This is a genomic window from Ruegeria sp. AB5 (genome assembly GCF_056542645.1).
The window spans coordinates 104,007-124,465 of sequence record NZ_JBQGAE010000005.1 but is presented as its reverse complement, the minus strand read 5'-3'; the positions used below and the strand labels follow the sequence as shown (position 1 = coordinate 124,465).

The 20,459-nt window shown below is 58.5% G+C and carries 18 protein-coding genes; 11 read left to right on the top strand and 7 right to left on the bottom strand.

Annotated elements, in window-relative coordinates; all coding sequences use genetic code 11:
- Positions 1-30: 30 nt before the first annotated feature.
- The gene (gene dusA, locus ACR0L4_RS11305; protein WP_480512988.1) at positions 31-1,038 is read right to left on the bottom strand and encodes a tRNA dihydrouridine(20/20a) synthase DusA; all 1,008 of its coding nucleotides are present in this window, start codon (positions 1,036-1,038) and stop codon (positions 31-33) included.
- Positions 1,039-1,282: 244 nt separating this feature from the next.
- Between dusA and ACR0L4_RS11300 the strand changes: the two genes are divergently transcribed.
- Both ACR0L4_RS11300 and ACR0L4_RS11295 read left to right on the top strand, forming a co-directional pair.
- Positions 1,283-3,295, top strand: a complete 2,013-nt coding sequence (locus tag ACR0L4_RS11300) for a CocE/NonD family hydrolase (protein ID WP_480512986.1) — start codon at positions 1,283-1,285, stop codon at positions 3,293-3,295.
- Between the two features lie 124 nt (positions 3,296-3,419).
- Positions 3,420-4,217 (top strand): pyrroline-5-carboxylate reductase family protein, encoded by a 798-nt coding sequence (locus ACR0L4_RS11295; RefSeq protein WP_480512984.1) that lies wholly within the window; start codon positions 3,420-3,422, stop codon positions 4,215-4,217.
- A 17-nt stretch (positions 4,218-4,234) separates the two neighbouring features.
- Here ACR0L4_RS11295 and ACR0L4_RS11290 read toward each other — a convergent pair whose 3' ends face one another.
- Positions 4,235-4,858: a TetR/AcrR family transcriptional regulator C-terminal domain-containing protein gene (locus tag ACR0L4_RS11290; RefSeq protein ID WP_170751000.1), complete on the bottom strand. Its 624-nt coding sequence runs from the start codon at positions 4,856-4,858 to the stop codon at positions 4,235-4,237.
- A gap of 137 nt (positions 4,859-4,995) precedes the next feature.
- Between ACR0L4_RS11290 and ACR0L4_RS11285 the strand changes: the two genes are divergently transcribed.
- From ACR0L4_RS11285 to ACR0L4_RS11255, 7 genes are all read left to right on the top strand, one after another.
- Positions 4,996-5,460 carry a (2Fe-2S)-binding protein gene (locus ACR0L4_RS11285; protein ID WP_480512981.1) on the top strand — a complete coding sequence of 155 codons (465 nt, stop codon included), beginning with the start codon at positions 4,996-4,998 and terminating at the stop codon, positions 5,458-5,460.
- Between the two features lie 3 nt (positions 5,461-5,463).
- The gene (locus tag ACR0L4_RS11280; protein ID WP_480512979.1) at positions 5,464-7,650 is read left to right on the top strand and encodes a xanthine dehydrogenase family protein molybdopterin-binding subunit; all 2,187 of its coding nucleotides are present in this window, start codon (positions 5,464-5,466) and stop codon (positions 7,648-7,650) included.
- A 128-nt stretch (positions 7,651-7,778) separates the two neighbouring features.
- Positions 7,779-9,098, top strand: a complete 1,320-nt coding sequence (locus ACR0L4_RS11275) for a glutamine synthetase family protein (RefSeq protein WP_480512977.1) — start codon at positions 7,779-7,781, stop codon at positions 9,096-9,098.
- A 59-nt stretch (positions 9,099-9,157) separates the two neighbouring features.
- Positions 9,158-9,838 carry a type 1 glutamine amidotransferase gene (locus ACR0L4_RS11270; protein ID WP_480512975.1) on the top strand — a complete coding sequence of 227 codons (681 nt, stop codon included), beginning with the start codon at positions 9,158-9,160 and terminating at the stop codon, positions 9,836-9,838.
- Positions 9,838-11,196, top strand: coding sequence for a glutamine synthetase (locus ACR0L4_RS11265; RefSeq protein ID WP_170751010.1), 1,359 nt, complete (start codon positions 9,838-9,840; stop codon positions 11,194-11,196). Before ACR0L4_RS11270 ends, ACR0L4_RS11265 begins: the two co-directional genes overlap by 1 nt.
- Before the next feature lie 45 nt (positions 11,197-11,241).
- Positions 11,242-12,546, top strand: a complete 1,305-nt coding sequence (locus tag ACR0L4_RS11260) for an NAD(P)/FAD-dependent oxidoreductase (RefSeq protein WP_480512973.1) — start codon at positions 11,242-11,244, stop codon at positions 12,544-12,546.
- Between the two features lie 116 nt (positions 12,547-12,662).
- The gene (locus tag ACR0L4_RS11255; RefSeq protein WP_480512971.1) at positions 12,663-13,877 is read left to right on the top strand and encodes a DegT/DnrJ/EryC1/StrS family aminotransferase; all 1,215 of its coding nucleotides are present in this window, start codon (positions 12,663-12,665) and stop codon (positions 13,875-13,877) included.
- On the opposite strand, the gene ACR0L4_RS11250 is transcribed toward ACR0L4_RS11255, so the two are convergent.
- From ACR0L4_RS11250 to ACR0L4_RS11235, 4 genes are all read right to left on the bottom strand, one after another.
- A complete protein-coding gene (locus ACR0L4_RS11250) occupies positions 13,865-14,632 on the bottom strand; it encodes a trypsin-like serine peptidase (RefSeq protein ID WP_480513228.1) in 768 nt (255 codons plus the stop codon). The genes ACR0L4_RS11255 and ACR0L4_RS11250 overlap by 13 nt on opposite strands.
- An 11-nt stretch (positions 14,633-14,643) precedes the next feature.
- Positions 14,644-15,195, bottom strand: a complete 552-nt coding sequence (phaR, locus tag ACR0L4_RS11245) for a polyhydroxyalkanoate synthesis repressor PhaR (RefSeq protein ID WP_170751017.1) — start codon at positions 15,193-15,195, stop codon at positions 14,644-14,646.
- A 134-nt stretch (positions 15,196-15,329) separates the two neighbouring features.
- Positions 15,330-15,776 (bottom strand): phasin family protein, encoded by a 447-nt coding sequence (locus ACR0L4_RS11240; RefSeq protein WP_170751019.1) that lies wholly within the window; start codon positions 15,774-15,776, stop codon positions 15,330-15,332.
- A 131-nt stretch (positions 15,777-15,907) separates the two neighbouring features.
- Positions 15,908-17,710: a PHA/PHB synthase family protein gene (locus tag ACR0L4_RS11235; RefSeq protein ID WP_480512969.1), complete on the bottom strand. Its 1,803-nt coding sequence runs from the start codon at positions 17,708-17,710 to the stop codon at positions 15,908-15,910.
- Positions 17,711-17,821: 111 nt separating this feature from the next.
- Between ACR0L4_RS11235 and phaZ the strand changes: the two genes are divergently transcribed.
- Positions 17,822-19,093, top strand: a complete 1,272-nt coding sequence (gene phaZ, locus ACR0L4_RS11230) for a polyhydroxyalkanoate depolymerase (protein ID WP_170751023.1) — start codon at positions 17,822-17,824, stop codon at positions 19,091-19,093.
- Between the two features lie 5 nt (positions 19,094-19,098).
- Positions 19,099-19,683, top strand: a complete 585-nt coding sequence (locus ACR0L4_RS11225; RefSeq protein WP_170751025.1) for a DUF6151 family protein — start codon at positions 19,099-19,101, stop codon at positions 19,681-19,683.
- A gap of 87 nt (positions 19,684-19,770) precedes the next feature.
- On the opposite strand, the gene ACR0L4_RS11220 is transcribed toward ACR0L4_RS11225, so the two are convergent.
- Positions 19,771-20,391, bottom strand: coding sequence for an alpha/beta fold hydrolase (locus tag ACR0L4_RS11220; protein ID WP_480512966.1), 621 nt, complete (start codon positions 20,389-20,391; stop codon positions 19,771-19,773).
- Positions 20,392-20,459 lie beyond the last annotated feature (68 nt).

Below are 20,459 nucleotides of genomic sequence, written 5' to 3'. Positions count from 1 at the left end.
CCCAAACCGGTCAACAACCGGATTTTTTGTTCAAACTTCCGCCAGAGGCGCCAGATGATCCAGCGCGTTCAGCATCACTTCGGGCCCTGCCCCATCCTGCACCGCTCCTTCCGATAGCGCACGACGCCACGCGCGCGCGCCCGGGCGTCCGGCAAACAGGCCAAGCATGTGCCGTGTGATCTGATGCAACCGCCCGCCCTTGACAAGGTGCTGTTCGATATACGGCACCATTTCCCGTGCCACATCGATCGGGTCTCGCGCAGGCCCGGCCTGATAGATCAGCGCGTCAGCCTCGGCCAGAACGTCGGTCGGCTGATGATAGGCAGCGCGACCGATCATCACCCCGTCCAGCCCGGCATCCAAATGCGCGCGTGCCTCTGTCAACGAGGTGATCCCGCCATTGATCGAGATATGAAGATCGGGGAACACGGCCTTCATCTGATGCACCAGATCATAGTCCAGCGGCGGAATATCCCGGTTTTCCTTCGGGCTGAGCCCTTGCAGCCACGCCTTGCGGGCATGGATTGTCACGCGACGGCAGCCTGCCGCCTGTATCTGATCCAGAAAGGCGGGCAGAACGTCCCTGGGGTCTTGTTCATCCACTCCGATCCGGCATTTGACGGTAACCTCGGCCTCGACCGCTGTGCGCATGGCCGCCATGCACTCGGCCACCCGCGCGGGGTCCTTCATCAGCACAGCTCCGAATGTACCGGATTGCACCCGGTCGGAAGGACACCCGCAGTTCAGGTTGATCTCATCATACCCCGCGTCAGCCCCAAGCCGCGCCGCATGCGCCAGTTCCTCGGGGTCCGAGCCACCAAGTTGCAACGCGACAGGATGCTCCTGAGGGCTGTAGTCCAGCAGATGCAATGCCCCACCGCGCACCAATGCGGGGGCCGTAACCATCTCGGTGTACAACAACGTCTGTGCGCTCAGCAATCGGTGCAGGAACCGGCAATGACGGTCTGTCCAATCCATCATGGGGGCCACGCTCAGCCGGGCTGATCGGTCCAAGTTTGTTGCGTTCTTGTCTGTCACCTACGGAACCCCGGTTTATGTCAGCGTGTGGCTATCACACCGGATTGGTAAACTTGAGTCACATTTTTTCCCGCGTGAGATTTCTAATCGCTTGCGCGCAGAACCGGATGTGCGTTTCATACCCTTTAGCCACAGGCCGGCCGTGCAGCTGTTTCCGGGCATTGGTTGAATGGCAACAGTTCGTCGGACCGCGACATGCGATTCTCGGATATCCCGACGCCAAACACGAAGAAAGGGGCCACGCGTGAACAGCGTTGAAGTGATCGAAACTGTCTGGATACCGATGCCAGACGGCACGCGGTTGGCCGCACGCCTGTGGCTGCCACCAAATGCACAGGACAACCCGGTGCCTTGCCTGTTGGAGTACATCCCGTACCGCCGCCGCGACCGGACCCGTCTGCGCGACGAAACCATGCATCCGCGATTTGCCGAGGCCGGATATGCCTCGATCCGGGTCGACATACGCGGCAATGGTGACAGCGGTGGGTTGGCCGAGGATGAGTATTCGCATCAGGAAACGAAGGACGGGGTCGATGTCATCGCGTGGCTGGCAGATCAACCCTGGTGCGATGGCAATGTGGGCATGTTTGGCAAAAGCTGGGGGGCCTACAATTCGTTCCAGGTCGCGGCCAAACGTCCGCCTGCCTTGAAGGCCATCGCCCCGGTGATGGGCTGTGACGACCGCTGGCGCGAGGACATCCACTTCTATGGCGGTGTCTTGGCAGGTGACAACTTCTGGTGGGGCTCGATCATGCAGTTGCTGAATGCATTCCCACCAGACCCGGAAATTGTAGGAGACGACAATTGGCGTACCATCTGGCGCGAACGGCTTGAGGCGATGGAGTTCTGGCCCGCCATGTGGCTGGAACACCAGACCCATGACGAGATGTGGCGCCGCGGATCGATCTGCGAGGATTATGACGCAATCAACGTACCCGTCTATTATTTCGGAGGATGGGCAGACCTTTACCGTGACACACCGTTCCGTATCGCTCAACATTTGAAGGGTCCGGTCAAAGCCTTGATGGGCCCGTGGGCACATCTTTACCCGCATGAGGGCAAACCTGGCCCTCAGGTGGATTTCGTGGCCGAGGTTCTGCGCTTTTGGGACTATTGGTTGAAGGGCATCGATACGGGCATCACTGACGAACCGGCGCTGCGGTTTTACATGTTGGACAGCGTTCAGCCTGCGGGCACGCATCTGCAGAGGCCCGGAAGCTGGGTTGAAGAGCCGGGTTGGCCTTCGCCGAACGTAGCGACGCAAACGCTTTGGTTGAATAACGGGGCGCTGGGCAAGCAGCCCGAGCCCGGCGCACCGCTGCAGATCACCTCGCCCCAAACCTTCGGATCTGCCGGAGGGGACATGTGTTCCTTTGCAATCCCCGGCGACATGCCCCTGGATTGCCGCATCGATGCGGCTGGGGCGTTGGCGTTCCAATCTGAGCCGTTGGGCGAACCGCTCAGTATTCTGGGCCAGCCCGAAATCAAATTGCGCGTCAGCGTTGATCAACCTCAGGCCTTCATCGCTGCGCTGCTGATCGATGAAGCCCCGAACGGCGCGCAGACCTTGATTTCGCGCGGGTTTTTCAACCTGATGCATCGGGAAAGTGATGTAGATCCAGCACCCGTGGTTCCCGGGCAGGACATGGACATCTGGGTGCAGTTGCACGCAATCGGGTACTCCGTTCCTGTCGGGCACCGGGTCATGGTACAAATCGCAACCGCCTACTGGCCTGTCCTCTGGCCGGCGCCTGCGCCCGTGACTGCTACAATCACTCCCGGGGCGTCCACTTTGTCCCTTCCCGTTCGCACGGTCACACAAGACGCTTCTGCGCTGCGTGACTTGCCCGTTCCGGCACCGGTTGACGCTCCGGTTCTGCCGATGCGCGGGTCTGGTGGCGCTGAACGGACGTTAACCAGAAATGCGGACACCGGACGTCATACGGAGCGGGTCTTTATCGACGGCGGCGTTATGGGGCCGTCGGCGAAGAAAGTTCTGGATACCGGGACCGAGATTTCCGACGTTTCAGAACGGACCTATTCCATTCTGCCGGATGATCCGTTGTCTGCAATTGCGACAATGACGCAGGAAACCCGATTCCGCCGAGGCAACTGGGACACCCATATCAAAACTTGGTCTCAGCAGACGGCCACGGCGACGGACTTTGTGATCAAGGCCAGTGTGGAATGCTGGGACGGAGACGCGCTGTTCTTCAAAACAGAATGGGATCACGTGATACCACGCAATGGCATGTAGCCCAAAGGGCTTGGCACGATTACCTGAATTCCTGATGCTGAGCACCGGTTGAAGCATAGTACGCACCATGCTTGTCCGGAACGCGCCACAACGCGGAAGACCAGGACTTGGAAAGGACAAACCCATGTCTGATGAAAAGCTTGAGATCGGAATTATCGGTGGCACTGGCATGCTTGGGCAGGCCATCTCCAAAGCGGTTCTTGATGCAAACATCATACCTTCGGAACGGTTCTGGGTCTCGAACCGAAGCGGGCAATCCGCGCTTGCCAAGGAGTATCCGGGCGTGAATGTAGCGCAAGACAATCAAAAGCTTGCCGATACATGTGATGTTGTCGTTCTGTGTGTCCCCCCGGCAGCGGCCGAGCAAATCGGCATCACGACCCCGGACAAGCTGATCGTCTCGGTGATGGCTGGCGTCTCGCTGGAGCGGCTACAGGCTCTTACAGGGTCCCGACGCGTGATCCGCGCCATGAGCAGCCCGGCAGCGCAGGACAAGCTTGCCTATTCCCCATGGTGCGCCAGTGCAGGTGTTACCGAGGGCGACCGGCAGACCACGCTGGCCCTGTTCCAAGCCTGCGGCCTGAGCGATGAGGTCGAAACCGAAGCGCAAATTGAATGCTTCACGGCCCTTACTGGCCCGGTCCCCGGTTTTGTTGCCTTTTTTGCCAAAGCAATGGTTGATTTTGCAACGGCTCAAGGCATTCCAAACACGCTGGCAGACCGGTCCATTCGGCAGCTTTTTCTGGCAGCGGGCCACACCATGTCACAAGGCGAGATGACGCCAGCTGGCTACGTGGACGAGATGATCACATATGCCGGCACCACGGCGGCAGGCTTGGTAGCTCTGGAACAATCGTCCGTTTCGGAACTGATCACCACGTCTCTGGACGCGGCGGTCGCAAGAACCCGAACCATTGGATAATCCGTCGCTGCGCGAATTCAGGATGGTTTCGACGCATCCACGACACCATAGCGTCGCATTATCATCTCGACACAGCTGTCGATGGTCTCGGTCATTTCTTCGCGACTGAGAACCGTACCTGTGAAAAGCAAGGGCCAGAAGGCCCGCGCCTTGATCAGGCCAATAAACTCGCGGCCTGCCTGATCGGGGTTGTCGATCTGCAACTGCCCGTCATCAGCCGCATCGCGAAGCATGGCGATGAACGAGGCCGTTTTGTCGAGCTTGCCTTGTGCCTCGGCTGCAAGCACTGGGTTGCGCAAAGTTTCGCTGATGACCATGCGGGACATCGCCATCACATCCGGCAGCATGAGAATTCGCCCTTCGGCCCAGGCCAATTCAGTCAGCTGCGCGCGAACATCGCGCCCTTTCTCATACTTGATCTCCAGCACTTCGGCAAAACGGCTGGACAGCTCGATCACAATCGATCGAAACAGGTTTTCCTTGCTTTCAAAATACTTGTACAGCGTGCGCTTGGACACTTCAGCCTTGCGTGAAATACGATCCATACTGGCCGCAGCAAATCCCTTTTCCTGGAACTCGGCCACGGCTGCTTCGATGATCTGCGCATACTTGGACGCATTGGGCGCGCTGATTTCGTTCATGCCCGAGCTATAGACCTATTGACGGGGGCGGGTCAAACCCTAGGTAAACGCAAGAGTTTACATGCGCCCACTTCTGTGCCACATGTAAACCCGCAAGTTTACCGACTCGGGTAGCAAGCCAACATGGAGACCCCCTCATGGCCATAAATCTGAAACTGAACGGCGAGACACATACTGTAGACGCCGAACCCGGCACGCCCCTGCTGTGGGTGATACGGGACGACCTGAAACTGACCGGAACGAAATTCGGCTGCGGTGTTGCCGCGTGCGGCGCTTGCACCGTGCACCTGAATGGCGAGCCTGTGCGCGCGTGCCAGACATATATCGAAGACGTCGAAGATGCCGAGATCACCACGATCGAGGCGGTCGGCGCAGACAAGATCGGAGCTGCCGTCCAGCAGGCCTGGGTCGAGGTGGATGTCGTGCAATGCGGCTATTGCCAATCGGGTCAGGTGATGTCGGCGGTGGGCCTGTTGTCCGAAAACCCCAAGCCCAGCGCTGAAGAGATCGACGCATACATGTACGGCAATGCCTGCCGCTGCGCCACCTATCAACGCATCCGCGCCGGTATCCAGCGCGCATCCGAAATTCTGGAGGTCTGATCCATGACCATCAACACTTCTCGCCGTGCGTTCCTGAAAAGCGCCGCTGCCGCTGGTGCGGTCCTGTTGGTTGGCGTTCGTCCGGATGGCGCACTTGCTGCGGCCTCATCCGAGGGCGTTCTGCTGAACCCGTTTGTCAAGATTGACGCAGATGGCACAGTGACCGCTATCGTCAAACATTTTGAAATGGGACAAGGCCCTGCGACCGGTCTGCCGACTATCATCGCCGAGGAACTGGGCCTGCGTATGGACCAGATCGAATACGATTTTGCGCCATCAAACCCGCAGATTTATGCCAACCTCGCTTTTGGACAGGCCCAGGGAACCGGCGGCTCGACCGCAATTGCGAACTCGTGGCAGCAATACCGTCAGGCTGGTGCTGCAGCACGCGAGATGCTGATCGCAGCCGCTGCACAGGCGTGGGGCGTGGATACATCCGGTGTGAAGATAGAAGAGGGCATCGTCAAAGCGGGTGACACCGCAGGCCCGATTGCCGAATTCGTTGCAGCCGCCGCTCAGCTCGAAGCCCCGACCGCACCCCGTTTGAAAGATCCATCCGAGTTCCGTTTGATCGGCAACCCGGATGTGCGCCGCAAGGATTCGGCCATAAAAGGCAACGGTCAGGCCATCTATGGTATGGACCTGCATTTGCCCAACCAGATGATCGCGATGATCAAGCGCCCCGAGTCCCGCGGAGCCACGGTCGCAGATTTCGACGACAGCGCGGCGAAAGAGGTCAAAGGGTTCATCAATGCCGCCACCCTGCCCAATCAGGCCGGCGTCGTGGTCTATGCCGAAAACACCTGGGCCGCGATTCAGGCGCGGGACGCGCTTGAGGTCGATTGGGATATCTCGGCAGCCGAGACCCGGCATTCGGATGACATTGAGGCCGAAATTCGCGCCGCATTGGACGCCGCACCCCAGTACAACGTGAACAAGGCGGACATGGCAGCTGTTGCGGCAGCGGTCGATGGTGCCGATACGGTGCTGGAAGAGACCTTTTTCTTCCCGCTTCTGGCGCATGCCCCGATGGAGCCGATGAATTGCACCATCGAACAGACGGAAGATGGCGGTATCCTGCTGCACGACGCAGCGCAGATCCCGACGCTCACTCATTTTGCATTCGCTGAGATTTTCCAGCTTCCACCTGAGAAGATTCAGATCAAGACCCTGCTGGCAGGTGGCTCGTTCGGTCGTCGCGCGACGCCCGAAGCGGATTATCAGGTCGAAGCAGCATTGGCGTTTGTCCAGACCGATCGAACCCGTCCGGTGAAACTGGTCTGGACGCGGGAAGACGACATTCGCAGCGGCTACTACCGCCCGGCCTTTGGCCACAAGGTCCGTGTCGGTCTGGATGGCGAGGGGGCGGTTGTCGGCTGGGAACACAAAGTTGCCGGGCAATCGATCATGAAGGGCACCCCGTTTGAGGCGGTGCTGGTCCACGATGACGTCGACCACAGCTCGATTGAGGGCATCGCTGACAGCCCCTACGCCATCCCCGGTATGTCACTGGGCCTGACGGACACACCCAAGGCGACCTCGCTGCTTTGGTGGCGCTCGGTGGGCCACACCCACACAGCCTATGTCATGGAAACCATGATGGACAAAGCCGCCGAGGCAGCAGGCCGTGATCCGGTCGAGTTCCGCCTCGCACATCTCAGTGATGCCGCCAATACCGACCAGGCTCGCAAGGCCGGTGTTTTGAAACTTGCCGTCGAACAGGCAGATTGGGGCAACGCTCCGGCTGGGCATGCGCAGGGTATCGCGGTGCATAAGTCCTTTGGCTCGTATGTGGCCGAGGTGGTCGAAGTATCCGGCGACATCGACAGCGGCATCCGAATCGAAAAGGTGACCTGTGCCGTTGATTGCGGAATCGCCGTGAACCCTGATGTGATCAAGGCACAGATCGAAGGCGGGGTCGGCTATGGCATCGGCCACGTCATGCGGAACCAGATTACGCTGACCAGCGGAGCGGTGGATCAATTCAACTTTCCGGACTACGAGCCACTGCGGATCGGCGACATCCAGGCCATCGACGTGCATATCGTACCGTCGGCCGAAGCACCCACCGGTGTGGGCGAGCCGGGCACACCCCCGTCCGCACCGGCGCTGGCCAACGCCATCCGCGCCTTGTCCGGCGTGAAGGTCACGACGTTGCCTATGGCGGAAAACGGCGCCACTTTTGTCTGATCCAGTAGACAGGGCGTTGGCACAATAAGTGCCGACGCCCTACCCCACTTGCAGAAATTTGATCAAATTCCGTGACAAGACCGGCTGGCTTCGCTACATCTCGGGTGACGAGAAGAGCGGTTGCCCCGATGGACCTGAACACCCTGCACAATTTCCGCGTCGCTGCCTGTGACCTGAATGGTCAGATGCGCGGCAAACGCGTGCCACCCATCTATGCTGAAAAACTGGCGGGCGGTGCTGTGCGCATGCCGTTCTCGGCGCTGAATGTCGACCTGTGGGGCGCCGACATCGAAGGCAGCCCACTGGTGTTTGAAACCGGCGATGCAGACGGTGTTCTGCTTCCAACCGAACGGGGGCCGGTTCCGGTTCCCTGGCTGAACACGGAAACAGCCTTGGTGCCGATGTGCCTGTATGACGATGACGGCGTCCCTTTTGAGGGCGACCCCAGGCATGCGCTTGGCGCGGTATTGGCGCGCTACGCCGAACGCGGCTGGTCGGTCGTTGCGGCAACCGAGTTGGAGTTTACTCTGCTGGATGCCTCGGGCCTGCAACCCCAGCCACCGATCAACCCGATCACGGGGCGGCGCCTGTTGGACGAGGCCGTCTTGTCCGTGGCTGAGATGGACGCGTTCGAGGCATTCTTCACCGACCTTTACGATGGTTGCGCGGCCATGGGCATACCGGCACAAACCGCGATCTCAGAAAGCGGCATTGGTCAGTTCGAGATCAATTTGAACCACCAGGACGCGATGCGTTGCGCCGATGATACATGGCTTTTCAAAGCTTTGACGCGCGGCCTTGCGCGGAAACACGGATTTGCTGCAACTTTCATGGCAAAGCCCTATGCCGATGACGCCGGGAACGGAATGCACGTGCATTTCTCGGTTCTGGATCAGGACGGGCGCAACATCTTCGACGACGGCGGCCCGGACGGCACGGATCTGCTGCGATCCGCTGTCGCAGGATGCCTTGCCGCCATGCCCGCCAGCACCTTGATCTTTGCGCCGCATGGAAACTCATATACCCGTCTGGTGCCCAGCGCCCATGCGCCCACCGGGGCAAGCTGGGCTTACGAAAACAGGACGGCAGCTATCCGCATTCCAGGCGGAGCGCCAAAGGCGCGCCGTATCGAACATCGCGTCGCGGGGGGCGACATCAACCCCTATCTGATGCTGAGCGCTGTCCTTGGTGCCGCTCTGGTCGGGATCGCGGACACCTTGCAAGCGCCGCCCCCAATCACCGGAAACGCCTACGAGATTCAAGGCTTGCCACAGCTTGCAGACAGTTGGGCCGCAGCTGTCGACCTGTTCGAGACAGACCCGATTGCTACCCGCTTCTTTCCAACGGGCTTGATCCGCAATCTGGCGATGACCAAGCGGCAGGAGATCGCACGCTTTGCGGATCGCCCCGAGGATCAACACTGGATCAGCTACCTCGAAGCCGTCTGACCCCCTTGCCCGCCTGCGCAGACTCGGGTATTCCTGAATTTGATCAAATTCGGTGACTCATGAAAATCGGTATCTTACAAACCGGCCACACCCCCGACCTGCTCAAGGATGAATTCGGGGACTACGATTCCCTGTTTCCTGCCTTGCTGGATGGTCACGGGCTGGACTTTCAGACATTTGCAGTTGTGGATGGGATATTCCCCGACAGCGCAGAAGACGCGGACGGCTGGCTGATTACCGGCTCGCGCCACGGAGCCTATGAGGATTTGCCGTGGATTCCCCCGCTGGAGGACTTGATCCGGCAAATACATGACAGCGGCAAACCGCTGGTTGGCGTATGTTTTGGCCATCAGATCATCGCGCAGGCTCTGGGCGGAGAAGTCAAGAAATTCGACGGCGGCTGGGCCGTCGGACGTACCGAATATGACTTTGACGGACAGAAAGTCTGGCTGAACGCGTGGCATCAGGATCAGGTGGTTAAACTTCCTGCCGGGGCCGAAGTGACCGGGCATAACGACTTTTGCCGGAACGCGATGCTGCGCTATGGCGATCAGATCTGGACAGTTCAGGCGCATCCCGAGTTCTCCAACGATTTCGTTGCCGGTCTTATGCGTACGCGCGGCAAGGGCGTGGTGCCCAATGACCTGATGCAAGCCGCAGCAAACAGACAGACCGCGCCTGACCACAACGCCCAGATCGCACAGGTCATGGCGAACTTCCTGAAGAAAGCGAGGGCCTGATGGCCGAATGGACAGACGCACTCCCGCAGGCGGCACAAGCCTATATCGAGGGGCATCGACTGGACGAGGTCGAGTGCATCATCTCGGACTTGCCCGGCATTGCACGCGGCAAAGCCGTTCCTGCATCCAAGTTTGCCCGGCAGAGCTATTTCCACCTGCCTGACAGTATCTTCTACCAGACGATCACAGGTGGCTGGGGCGAGGCTGCAGGGGAGGATGGGTTCATCGAACGGGACATGATCCTGAAACCCGATTTCTCGACCGCGTCCGCTGCACCCTGGACCGGCGACTGGACCTTGCAGGTGATCCACGACGCCTATGATCGTGACGGAGAGCCGATCCCTTTCAGCCCCCGCAACGTACTGAAACGCGTTGTGCAGTTGTACCGCGACAAGGGATGGAAACCGGTTGTTGCGCCAGAGATGGAGTTCTTTCTGGTTGCGCGCAATGTCGATCCCGCCCAGTCGATCGAGCCGATGATGGGCCGCTCGGGCCGTCCGGCCGCTGCGCGTCAGGCTTATTCGATGACAGCCGTGGACGAGTTTGGTCCGGTGATCGACGATATCTACGATTTCGCCGAACATCAGGGCTTTGAAATCGACGGCATCACGCAGGAAGGCGGCGCAGGTCAGTTGGAAATCAATCTGCGCCACGGGGACCCGGTCAAGCTGGCCGATGAGGTGTTTTATTTCAAACGCCTGATCCGCGAGGCTGCCCTGCGCCACAATTGCTTTGCGACCTTCATGGCCAAACCGATCGAGGATGAGCCGGGCTCGGCCATGCATATTCATCACTCGATCATTGATATTGAGACGGGTGACAACATCTTTTCGGGCCCGCAAGGGGGCGAGACAGATGCGTTCTATCACTTCATCGCCGGCCTGCAGACCCATATGCCCGCCGGTCTGGCCGTGATGGCCCCTTACGTGAATTCCTATCGTCGCTATGTCAAAGATCACGCGGCCCCGATCAATCTGGAATGGGCGCGCGACAACCGCACCACGGGTATACGCGTCCCACTGTCGGGACCCGAGGCGCGACGGATCGAAAACCGCATCGCCGGGATGGATTGCAATCCGTATCTGGGGATCGCGCTGTCCCTGGCCTGTGGTTATCTGGGTCTCACACAGCAAGAACGCCCGCGTCGTCAGTTCTATGGCGATGCGTATGAAGGTGAGGGCGATATCCCTCAGGTCATGGGCAACGCATTGGATCTGTTTGATGAGGCCACGGAATTGCACAAGGTTCTGGGCGCGGAATTCGCACGAGTCTACGGCATTGTGAAACGGGCCGAGTATGAAGAGTTCCTGCAAGTGATTTCGCCTTGGGAGCGTGAACATCTGTTGCTGAATGTCTGAGCCTGAAGGTTCGCGCCGGATTTCCATGTTTGGAACGAGAAAAAGATGAACCTGCTCTATTCCAACGACCGAAAGACCGAGTACCCAGCAAGCTGGTATGCGGCCACCGCAAATTCCATGGCCCGTTTCCCCGCCTTTGAGGGCGAGGTGCGGGCCGATGTGTGTATCGTCGGCGGCGGCTACACGGGGCTTTCGGCAGCGCTGCATCTGGCCGAGGCCGGCATGGAAGTTGTTTTGCTTGAAGCGCATCGCGTCGGATTTGGCGCTTCGGGCCGCAATGGCGGGCAACTGGGCAGTGCCCAACGGATGGATCAGGAAGATCTCGAACGTCTGGTCGGCATTGATGATGCGGCCAAGCTGTGGGACTTGGCGGAAGATGCCAAAACTCTGGTCAAATCCCTGATCGCCAAGCACCAGATCGACTGCGATTTGAAACCCGGTATTGCCGGGCTTGGGTTGTCCCTGTCAGACCAAAAAGAGCTTCACGCGCACGCCGCCCACCTGGCAGACCGGTACGGCTACGATCAGATCGAGTTGCTGGACGCAGACGCGGGCCATGCCATCTGCCCCTCCCCGGCCTATAAAGGTGGCTATCTGGATATGGGTGCAGCCCACTTGCACCCGCTGAACTATGCGCTTGGATTGGCAGGGGCCGCGCGAAGCGCAGGTGCTCGCATTTTTGAAGGCACAGAGGTTGTGGCGGTCGATGAGGCCGATCCTGCCTTGGTGCGCACAGAGCGTGGTTCGGTTCGCGCAAAACATGTTATTTTGGCCTGCAACGGCTATCTCGGCGCGCTGAACCGCAAGGTGGCGGCTCGGGTCATGCCGATCAACAATTTCATTGCGGCGACCGAGCCACTGGAGAACGAAGCAGCACGTGTCCTCACCCGCGATGTTGCCGTTGCGGATACCAAATTCGTGGTGAACTATTTCCGCCTCAGCGCCGATGGGCGTCTGTTGTTCGGCGGCGGCGAGAGTTATGGCTATCGGTTCCCGTCGGACATCGCCGCTACAGTGCGCAAACCGATGACCGAGATCTTTCCGCATCTGAAAGATGTCAAGATCGACTATGCCTGGGGCGGCACCCTGGCAATCACGATGCGTCGGATGCCCTACCTTTCGCGGGTTGCTCCGAATATTCTGTCGGCCTCGGGTTATTCCGGTCATGGCGTCGGAACGGCAACCCATGCAGGTCAGCTGATGGCCTTGGCCATTCAGGGACAGGCCGGAGGCTTTGACACCATGGCCCGTGTGCCCGCCCTGCCCTTCCCCGGAGGCCCTGCCCTGCGCAGCCCCCTGCTGGTGCTGGCGATGACCTGGTACGCAATGCGGGATCGTTTGGGTATCTGAACCCTTGTTCCATTACGACAATTTGGTGAAATTTCGCCGATCCTTAGATTGGGGGCTTGGCATCGACTGCGCAGTTGATTTAGATAATCGAAAGTTAGAATTCGGGAAATCCAAATATGACGCTGCCACCCAACGTCCATGACGCCGAACCCATCCCCGCCGCAGCACGTGATGCCATCGACGCTTTGATGCAGTCGGGCGACCTGTTTCGCTATACAGCGCCGCAAGACGCACCTGTCGCCCTGCTCGAATCCGAATTCGCTGCTTTGCTTGGCACGAAATACGCTCTGGCTGTCTCATCCTGCTCAGCGGCGTTGTTTTTGTCACTGAAGGCACTGGGCCTGCCCCGGGACGCGCGGGTGCTGATCCCCGGCTTTACCTTTGCCGCCGTGCCGTCCTCGGTTGTTCATGCGGATTGTGTGCCGGTGCTTTGCGAAGTTGGCGAGAACTATCGCATCGACATGGCTGATTTTGCGGCCAAGCTGGACAGCGTTCAGGCTGTGATCATCAGCCATATGCGGGGCCATACATCGGATATGGACGCGATCATGGAACTGTGCGCTGCGCGCGACATCCCCGTGATCGAAGACGCCGCCCATTCGCTGGGCACCACCTGGCACGGTCGCAACATTGGCACGATCGGCAAGGTCGGGTGCTTTTCGTTCCAGTCCTACAAGATGATCAATGCGGGTGAAGGGGGCATTCTGATCACAGACGATGCCGATCTGGTGGCCCGCGCTGTGATCATGTCGGGCGCGTATGAGCACAACTGGAAGAAGCACAACACGCCACGAGGCGACAACTCGCCCGAGTTGGAGCAGGCCTTTACCCGCTGGCAGAACCAATTGCCGCTATACAACCTTCGTATGAGCAACCTGAGCGCTGCCGTGATACGCCCGCAATTGCCTGAACTGGCACGAAGGGTTCGGGACGGTTTGGCGAACCACGACTATGTGGCAAAGCGCCTGAACAGTTCGGCGCATATCAATGTCCCTGCTCCGCTGTCTCCTGAACGCCGGGCACCGGATTCGATCCAGTTCAATCTGGTCGGGATGGATGAGGCCGAAATCCGCGCCTTTGCTGCGGCTTCGGACGCACGCGGTGTCAAGGTTCAGGTCTTCGGTCTGAGCGAAGACAATGCCCGCGCATTCTGGAACTGGCAGTTTCTGCCCGAACAGTTCGATCTGCCGCAGACGCGTGACATGTTGATGAAAGCCTGTGACGTGCGCCTGCCGGTGCGTCTGACGCGCGCAGAATTGGACGTTATCGCCGACATTCTTCTGGCTTCAGTAGGCGAGATCGTCGGTCCCGTCCCCGCCTACGGAACCTGAATTCCGTCCAATTGCTGAACTACGACAAACAACGCGTCGATCCCCTGAGGGGTCGGCGAAATACGGGACAAAATGCCCGCGATCTGAGGCCCTTCCGGCGTTTCCACGATCAACGGAGCCCCGGAATCGCCCATCATCACCGGGCAGATCGCACGGAGCAGCCCGGTGCCGAACCGGTTCGCAGTGCAGGTTTTGGTCCGGCTCTGGATATGCGGTCTGACGCCAGGATAGCCCACGACGTATCCCGCTTGTGCACGTTCATCCGAAAGCGAAAGAAAACCAAGTTCGGTTCCTATGGGGTCGCTCAACACCAGAACTGCCCAATCCAGATGGGGTTGGTTGTCGAACTCAGCGGAAACATCCTGACCCTTGGGTAGAATGTAGTCCTGTGCCACTGAAACGGCGACCGCTGCACCCCGTTGGTAGCCCGCCACAAAACGAATGCTCGACGGTGGAATCCAACGTTTGCGGGCCGCATTGTACAGGCAGTGCGCAGCTGTGAGCGCAAGCCTGTCAGAGATCAGGACCCCAGTACAATGCGCGCGCTGGTCCCGGCTGGCAAAGTTGACGCGCCCGATCGCCCGCCATGGTTCCGTCGAGGCATTAAGAGCCTCCCGCGCCCGAATGTCCTTGCAGCCTGCCGTCGTATCCGTGCCAAGTGTGCAGACAGAAGACCATGTGTCCACAAACTGACCCTGCGCCCAAAGCGGCTGACCCAACAACAGCGTGGTAAGACACAGAACCAGCCAGCGCATCACAGCGCGGTCTAGTTCAGTTTTGACAGCTTTTGTTGCAACTCGGCGAGTTGCTTCTTGATATCGTCCAGATCCTCTTTTGGTTCGGACGCTTCCTCTTCCTTGCCGGGCCCGGACCAGCCACCGGACAGACCCCCGGTCATTGCCTTGAGGAAAGCCTTTTGCTGCGCTTGCATCGCCTCGAACCCCGGTATCTGAGACATCGGGTTCATGGCGTTCATGTTTTCCATCATCTTGCTTTGGCTTTCGCGCAGCATCTCGAAGGAACTTTGCAGGAATTGAGGCATCATCCCGCCGCCAGGGATCATGTAGCTGCGCACCAGATCGTTCAGCACATTCACCGGCAGGACGTTTTCACCCCGGCTTTCGTGTTCGGCAATGATTTGCAGAAGGTACTGGCGCGTCAGGTCATCGCCGGTTTTCAGATCGATAATCTGCACTTCGCGCCCGTCGCGGATAAAGCCCGCAATATCTTCGAGCGTCACGTAGTCGCTGGTCTCGGTGTTATACAGCCGACGGCTGGCATAACGCTTGATCAACAGCGGTTTTTCTTGGTCCGACACCGGGTACCCTCCCCAAGGATGATGCGTTGCAGCACAGGTTATGCGACTGCAGCACAAAAAGAAAGGGCAGGTCAATCGACCTGCCCAGCGCGGTGGCACCAGATGGGAGGATGGGTGCGCCTCGCGCGTCGTTCTTACTTGGCAGCTGCTGCTTTTTTGGCGGCAGTTGTCACGTCGTTGGTGGCTTTCTTGACAGCTGCGGTTGCTTCTTCAGCAGCGTCTTTGCCAGCGGCCATCAGCAGCTCGACGGTTTCGGACTGAACTTTTTTCGCGATTTCTGCGAAAGCAGCCAGGTTTTCAGCTGCAACTTCAGCCGACGCGCTTGCGAAGTCGGTTGCGGCTTTGGCATAGTCAGCAGGCTCTGCCTTGGCTTTCGACATCTCGGTCAGTTTGGCCAGAGTGTCTTTGGTCCATTTGTTCGAAATCTCTGCCGATTTCTCAGCTGCGTCCAGAGCAACGCCCGACAGCTTTTCGTTCAGAGCGGCGGTCGATTTGAAAGCACCTTCCATCGCGGTGGTGTCGACCGGAAATGCACCCATGACGTCTTTCATGATAGCGGAAAAGTCTTGAGTCTTTGCCATTGTCTTAATCCTTTTTGCCGAACCGGGCCCACCCCGGCTTTCATCAGCTTGAGGACAATATGATCGCTGCGCTGCAGCATTGCAAGTTTTTTCTTGCTGCAACGCAGAAAAACTCTGGTTTCAAAATGAAATCAGGCGTTTGGGTTGGCCACAACATAGGTGCCGGGAGCAGGTGCAAGGCTGGGATGATCCGAATCGCCGATTTCGCGCGCCGGAATTTGCTTGCCCGAGCGCTTCTTCAGCCAAGCATCCCACATGGGCCACCAAGAGCCTTCGTGGAAGTCTGCCTCTTTCAGCCATCTGTCCGCGTCAGACTTCAAATCGGGGTTGGTGTAATGGCCGTATTTCTTCTTGCTGGGCGGGTTCACGATCCCCGCGATATGGCCAGATTCAGATACCACAAAGGTCTTCGACCGAGACCCCATCTTCTGCACGCCCCGATAGCAGTCCTTCCAGGCTGCGATATGATCGGTTTCACAGGTGATCGCCATCAAGGGCACATCCACATCGCCGACTTTCAACTTGTGCCCAAACAGCTCGAACCCGTCGGTGGCGAACTCATTGCGCTGGCACAGACCGCGCAGATACTGTACGGCCATTTTCGCCGGAAGGTTGGCACCATCGCCATTCCAGTAAAGCAGATCAAAAGCTGGTGGAACCTCGCCCATCATATAACTGCGGATCGCGGGCCCATAGACAAGATCGCGCGACCGCAGGAAAGACATCGTGCGGGCCATGATCCACGAACGCAGGACGCCCTCTTTCGTGACTTCTTCTTCGATCCCGTCAATGAAATCGTTTTGCAGGAAAGGAGTGAACTCACCCTGCTCGGAAAAGTCCGTCAGTGCCGTGAACAAAGTGGCTGATTTCACGGATTTATCGCCGCGCTGCTTCAGCAGGGACAGGGTCAGGCTCAGCGTCGTGCCTGCGATGCAGTAGCCGATCGCGTTGACCTGCTTGACCTTGCAGATTGCTTTGGCCTGCTCAATCGCAGTCAGAAAACCTTCCTGAATGTAGTCTTCCATTCCGGTCTCGGCATAGGTCTCGTCCGGGTTGACCCAACTTACGACAAATAGAGTATAGCCTTGCTCAGTGACCCACTTGATCAGGCTGTTCTGGGCCTTCAGGTCGAGAATGTAGAATTTGTTGATCCAGGGCGGGAACAGAATAACGGGCGTTTCATACACCGTCTCCGTTGCAGGTTTGTATTGGATCAGTTCCATCATGCGGTTGCGGTAGACGACCTCTCCCGGCGAGGTGGCCAAGTTGCCGCCAACTTCAAAGGCGTTTTCATCAGCCAGTTTGACGACCAGTTCCCCGTCATTGGCCTCAAGGTCGGACACCAGGTTCTCAAGACCCTGGATCAGCGATTGTCCTTCCGTCTCGACCGCTTTCTGCAGCGCATCCGGGTTGGTCGCCAGAAAATTGGTGGGGGCCATCATGTCGATGATCTGCTGCGAAAAGTAATTCAGTCTCTGCTTGTCCTTGGCATCCAGATCCTCGACTGACGCAACGGCTTGCGAGATCGCCTGTGCATTGGTCTGGTACTGCTGGCGGATCAGGCGAAAGTAAGGGTTGGTTTCCCACATAGGGTTCGAAAAGCGCTTGTCGGTGGGTTTGCTGCCTTCTTCGTCAACCTCACCTTTTGTCAGCGCCTGCTGCGCCTCGGCGAAGTTCAGAACCGACTTCCCCCAGAACTCGATCTGTTGTTCCAGCAGCTTGGCAGGGTTCTGGAACGCATCGGCCCAATATGCTGTTGCTGCTCGTGCGAAAAGCTCTTGATTCGGGGCATCCAGAGCGGGTGTGTGCGACTTTTTCGTCGCCATAATCTCGATCAGACGCTTGGACAGTGTCTCGACCTTGTCCATATTTTCCTTAAGGCGTTCAATATGTTCTTCAGTGACTTCGGCCATCTGGTCTTCACTTGTTGTCATTTTAACAATTCCACCCTAATCTCGCTGCTATGCAGAATAACGTCGTGGGTGTCGGGGGGCAAAGCGACGAATGGTCCGAACTCTTAGGCTGATACTCCGGAGGTCCCTTCGATGCGCTACATGATGACCTACGACCTGATGGAAACCATCCGCAACACGAACCAATGGCTTGGTTCGACAGCAAGCGCGATGGCTTCCTACCCACTTTTTTCGATGGTTCCGAACCCAACGTTCAGCTGGATGGCGGCCTGGGGCGAAGTGACCGAACGAACCTTCCAGCGCATGGTTGTTAAACCTGACTGGGGCATTCGTACATTCACCTGCGAAGACGGCAAAGATCATCTTGTCGACATTACCACGGTTCTGGAACGCCCTTTTGGCGATCTTGTCCATTTCAAGGTAAACGGGCGCGAAAAGCAACCACGCAAGGTTTTGCTGGTGGCACCGATGTCGGGGCACTATGCGACTTTGCTGCGTTCGACGGTCAAAAGCCTGCTGGTCAATTGTGAGGTTTACGTCACCGATTGGCATAACGCGCGTGATATTCCTGTGTCCGCCGGCAAATTCGATGTCGAAGACTACACTCTGTACCTTGTCGATTTTATGAAAGAGCTGGGGCCGGACACGCATGTCGTCGCAATATGCCAACCTGCACCACTGACACTGGCAGCCACAGCCTATCTGGCTGAGGTCGAGCCCAAGGCACAACCCAGCACCCTGACCCTGATCGGTGGTCCGGTCGATCCGGACGCCACGCCGACGGATGTCACCGATTTTGGTCGCCGTGTCACCATGGGCCAGCTGGAAGAGACAATGATCCAGCGCGTCGGCTTCAAATACAAAGGCGTCGGGCGCATGGTCTATCCTGGCCTGTTGCAGCTGGCGTCGTTCATGTCGATGAATGCCGAGCGTCACTCGGGCGCCTTCTCGGACCAGATACAGCGCGTGATCCGGGGCGAAGCTTCGGACCACGATGCCCATAACCGCTTTTACGACGAATATCTCGCCGTGATGGACATGACCGCGGAATTCTATCTGTCCACGGTTGAGCGTGTGTTCAAAAACCGCGAGATTGCCCGGAATGAGTTTGTTGTTGCAGGGCACAAAGTTGATATCGGCAAGATCACAAATGTGGCCGTAAAAACCGTTGAAGGCGCAAATGACGATATCTCGGCCCCAGGTCAATGTATCGCCGCTTTGGACCTCTGCACAGGCTTGCCGGACAGCAAAAAGGCCAGTCATGTCGAACCGGGTGCGGGCCACTATGGGATTTTCGCAGGCCGCAGCTGGCGCGACAATATCCGCCCGCTGGTCATTGACTTCATGAACGAAAACAGCCGCAAATCCAAACGCCGCGCCGCCAATACCAACAAGGTGGCCTAAGGCCAATGGGCGGGGCGGATCATACTGACCTCGCCTTCTCATGCACGTGCGGGACGTTGACGGGGCGTGTCTCGCCCGAGGGTGCCCGACTTGGCACCCACGCGGTCTGTTTCTGCCATGACTGTCGGGCAGCGCAGCTGTATTTCGGGCAACCGGATCCCGCCCCGGGACCGGTAGAAGTCTTTCAGATCTCGCCCGACGAAGTGGTGCTGGACACCGGCGCGGATCAGCTTGCGGTCATGACGCTCAGCCCCAAAGGCATGCTGCGCTGGTACGCCAAATGCTGCAACGCGCCGCTGGCCACGACACCCCGAACCGCCAAATTCCCGTTTGCAGGATTCATCGCCGTCAGATTTGCTGAGCCAGAGCGCCTTGGTCCGATCACAACTCGGGGTTTCATAACCCAGCCCAATGGAAAGCAGAAACACGAAAACCTGACCCCTGCGGTTATTGGGCTGCTGCGACGTGTCGCCAAATCGCGTCTATCGGGCAGATGGAAGCACACGCCGTTTTTCGATTCGCAGACCTATGAGCCTGTGGTCACGCCGACCGTGATCGGCAAAGAGGAACGGGCGGCGCTTTATCCATAGTCCGGCCGCGACGGTTCATCCAACCAATTCTGCATCACCTCTCTCACGTGGTCAGGTGCTTCGAGTGTCGGCAGATATCCTGCATCTTCAATGGCATGGAAGGTGGCATTCGGTATCATATCTGCCATGAAGGCGTGTTTGCGAACAGGTGTCAGCGTATCGTGAACACCACAAAGGATCAGGCTGGGCCCCTTTATCCGGCGCAGCGTTCCATGTTGATCCGATCTCCGCTGCAACGCACGCATCTGAGAGACAAAAAACCTCGGGTCCCAAATCCATGGCCATCGCCATCAAACAGTTGAGCACAGGCATGCGCTGTGGCCCCGGAGCCAATGCATCCGATCCGACAACCTTGCGCATGACCTCCTCCAACCGTCCGGCCTGCGCGCCTATAATCAGGTCTTCGCGGCCCGCAGCGATCTGCGGTGTGTCGGCCTGCGCGTTCGTGGCGATGAGACACAGCCGAGACATCCTGTCCGGTGCCCGGCGGATCAGTTCCAGGGCCACCGCACCGCCCAAACCATGTCCGGCCAGAGCAAACCGATGAGGCAACTGATCCAGCAGACCCGAGGCAATCTCTTCAATACGCTCTCCTCGACCGATTGGCGCAACGACGACAGCGCGTTGCCGCGAGAAGACATCTATCTGGGGATGAAACAGGCGGGCGTCGCACATGAAACCCGGCAACAACACCAGCGGCTCAATCACACGGGGCCTCCTTCTGCTCGGTTGACCGAGTCCTTTGCTTTCCTCAAAGGATGAGAGTTTTGGGCCGG

Coding starts and splice junctions, on each gene's coding strand:
- ACR0L4_RS11295 (WP_480512984.1), top strand. CDS start 3,420: ATGTCTGATGAAAAGCTTGAGATCGGAATTATCGGTGGCACTGGCATG.
- ACR0L4_RS11290 (WP_170751000.1), bottom strand. CDS start 4,858: ATGAACGAAATCAGCGCGCCCAATGCGTCCAAGTATGCGCAGATCATC.
- ACR0L4_RS11285 (WP_480512981.1), top strand. CDS start 4,996: ATGGCCATAAATCTGAAACTGAACGGCGAGACACATACTGTAGACGCC.
- ACR0L4_RS11280 (WP_480512979.1), top strand. CDS start 5,464: ATGACCATCAACACTTCTCGCCGTGCGTTCCTGAAAAGCGCCGCTGCC.
- ACR0L4_RS11275 (WP_480512977.1), top strand. CDS start 7,779: ATGGACCTGAACACCCTGCACAATTTCCGCGTCGCTGCCTGTGACCTG.
- ACR0L4_RS11270 (WP_480512975.1), top strand. CDS start 9,158: ATGAAAATCGGTATCTTACAAACCGGCCACACCCCCGACCTGCTCAAG.
- ACR0L4_RS11265 (WP_170751010.1), top strand. CDS start 9,838: ATGGCCGAATGGACAGACGCACTCCCGCAGGCGGCACAAGCCTATATC.
- ACR0L4_RS11260 (WP_480512973.1), top strand. CDS start 11,242: ATGAACCTGCTCTATTCCAACGACCGAAAGACCGAGTACCCAGCAAGC.
- ACR0L4_RS11255 (WP_480512971.1), top strand. CDS start 12,663: ATGACGCTGCCACCCAACGTCCATGACGCCGAACCCATCCCCGCCGCA.
- ACR0L4_RS11250 (WP_480513228.1), bottom strand. CDS start 14,632: ATGCGCTGGCTGGTTCTGTGTCTTACCACGCTGTTGTTGGGTCAGCCG.
- ACR0L4_RS11240 (WP_170751019.1), bottom strand. CDS start 15,776: ATGGCAAAGACTCAAGACTTTTCCGCTATCATGAAAGACGTCATGGGT.
- ACR0L4_RS11235 (WP_480512969.1), bottom strand. CDS start 17,710: ATGACAACAAGTGAAGACCAGATGGCCGAAGTCACTGAAGAACATATT.
- phaZ (WP_170751023.1), top strand. CDS start 17,822: ATGCGCTACATGATGACCTACGACCTGATGGAAACCATCCGCAACACG.
- ACR0L4_RS11225 (WP_170751025.1), top strand. CDS start 19,099: ATGGGCGGGGCGGATCATACTGACCTCGCCTTCTCATGCACGTGCGGG.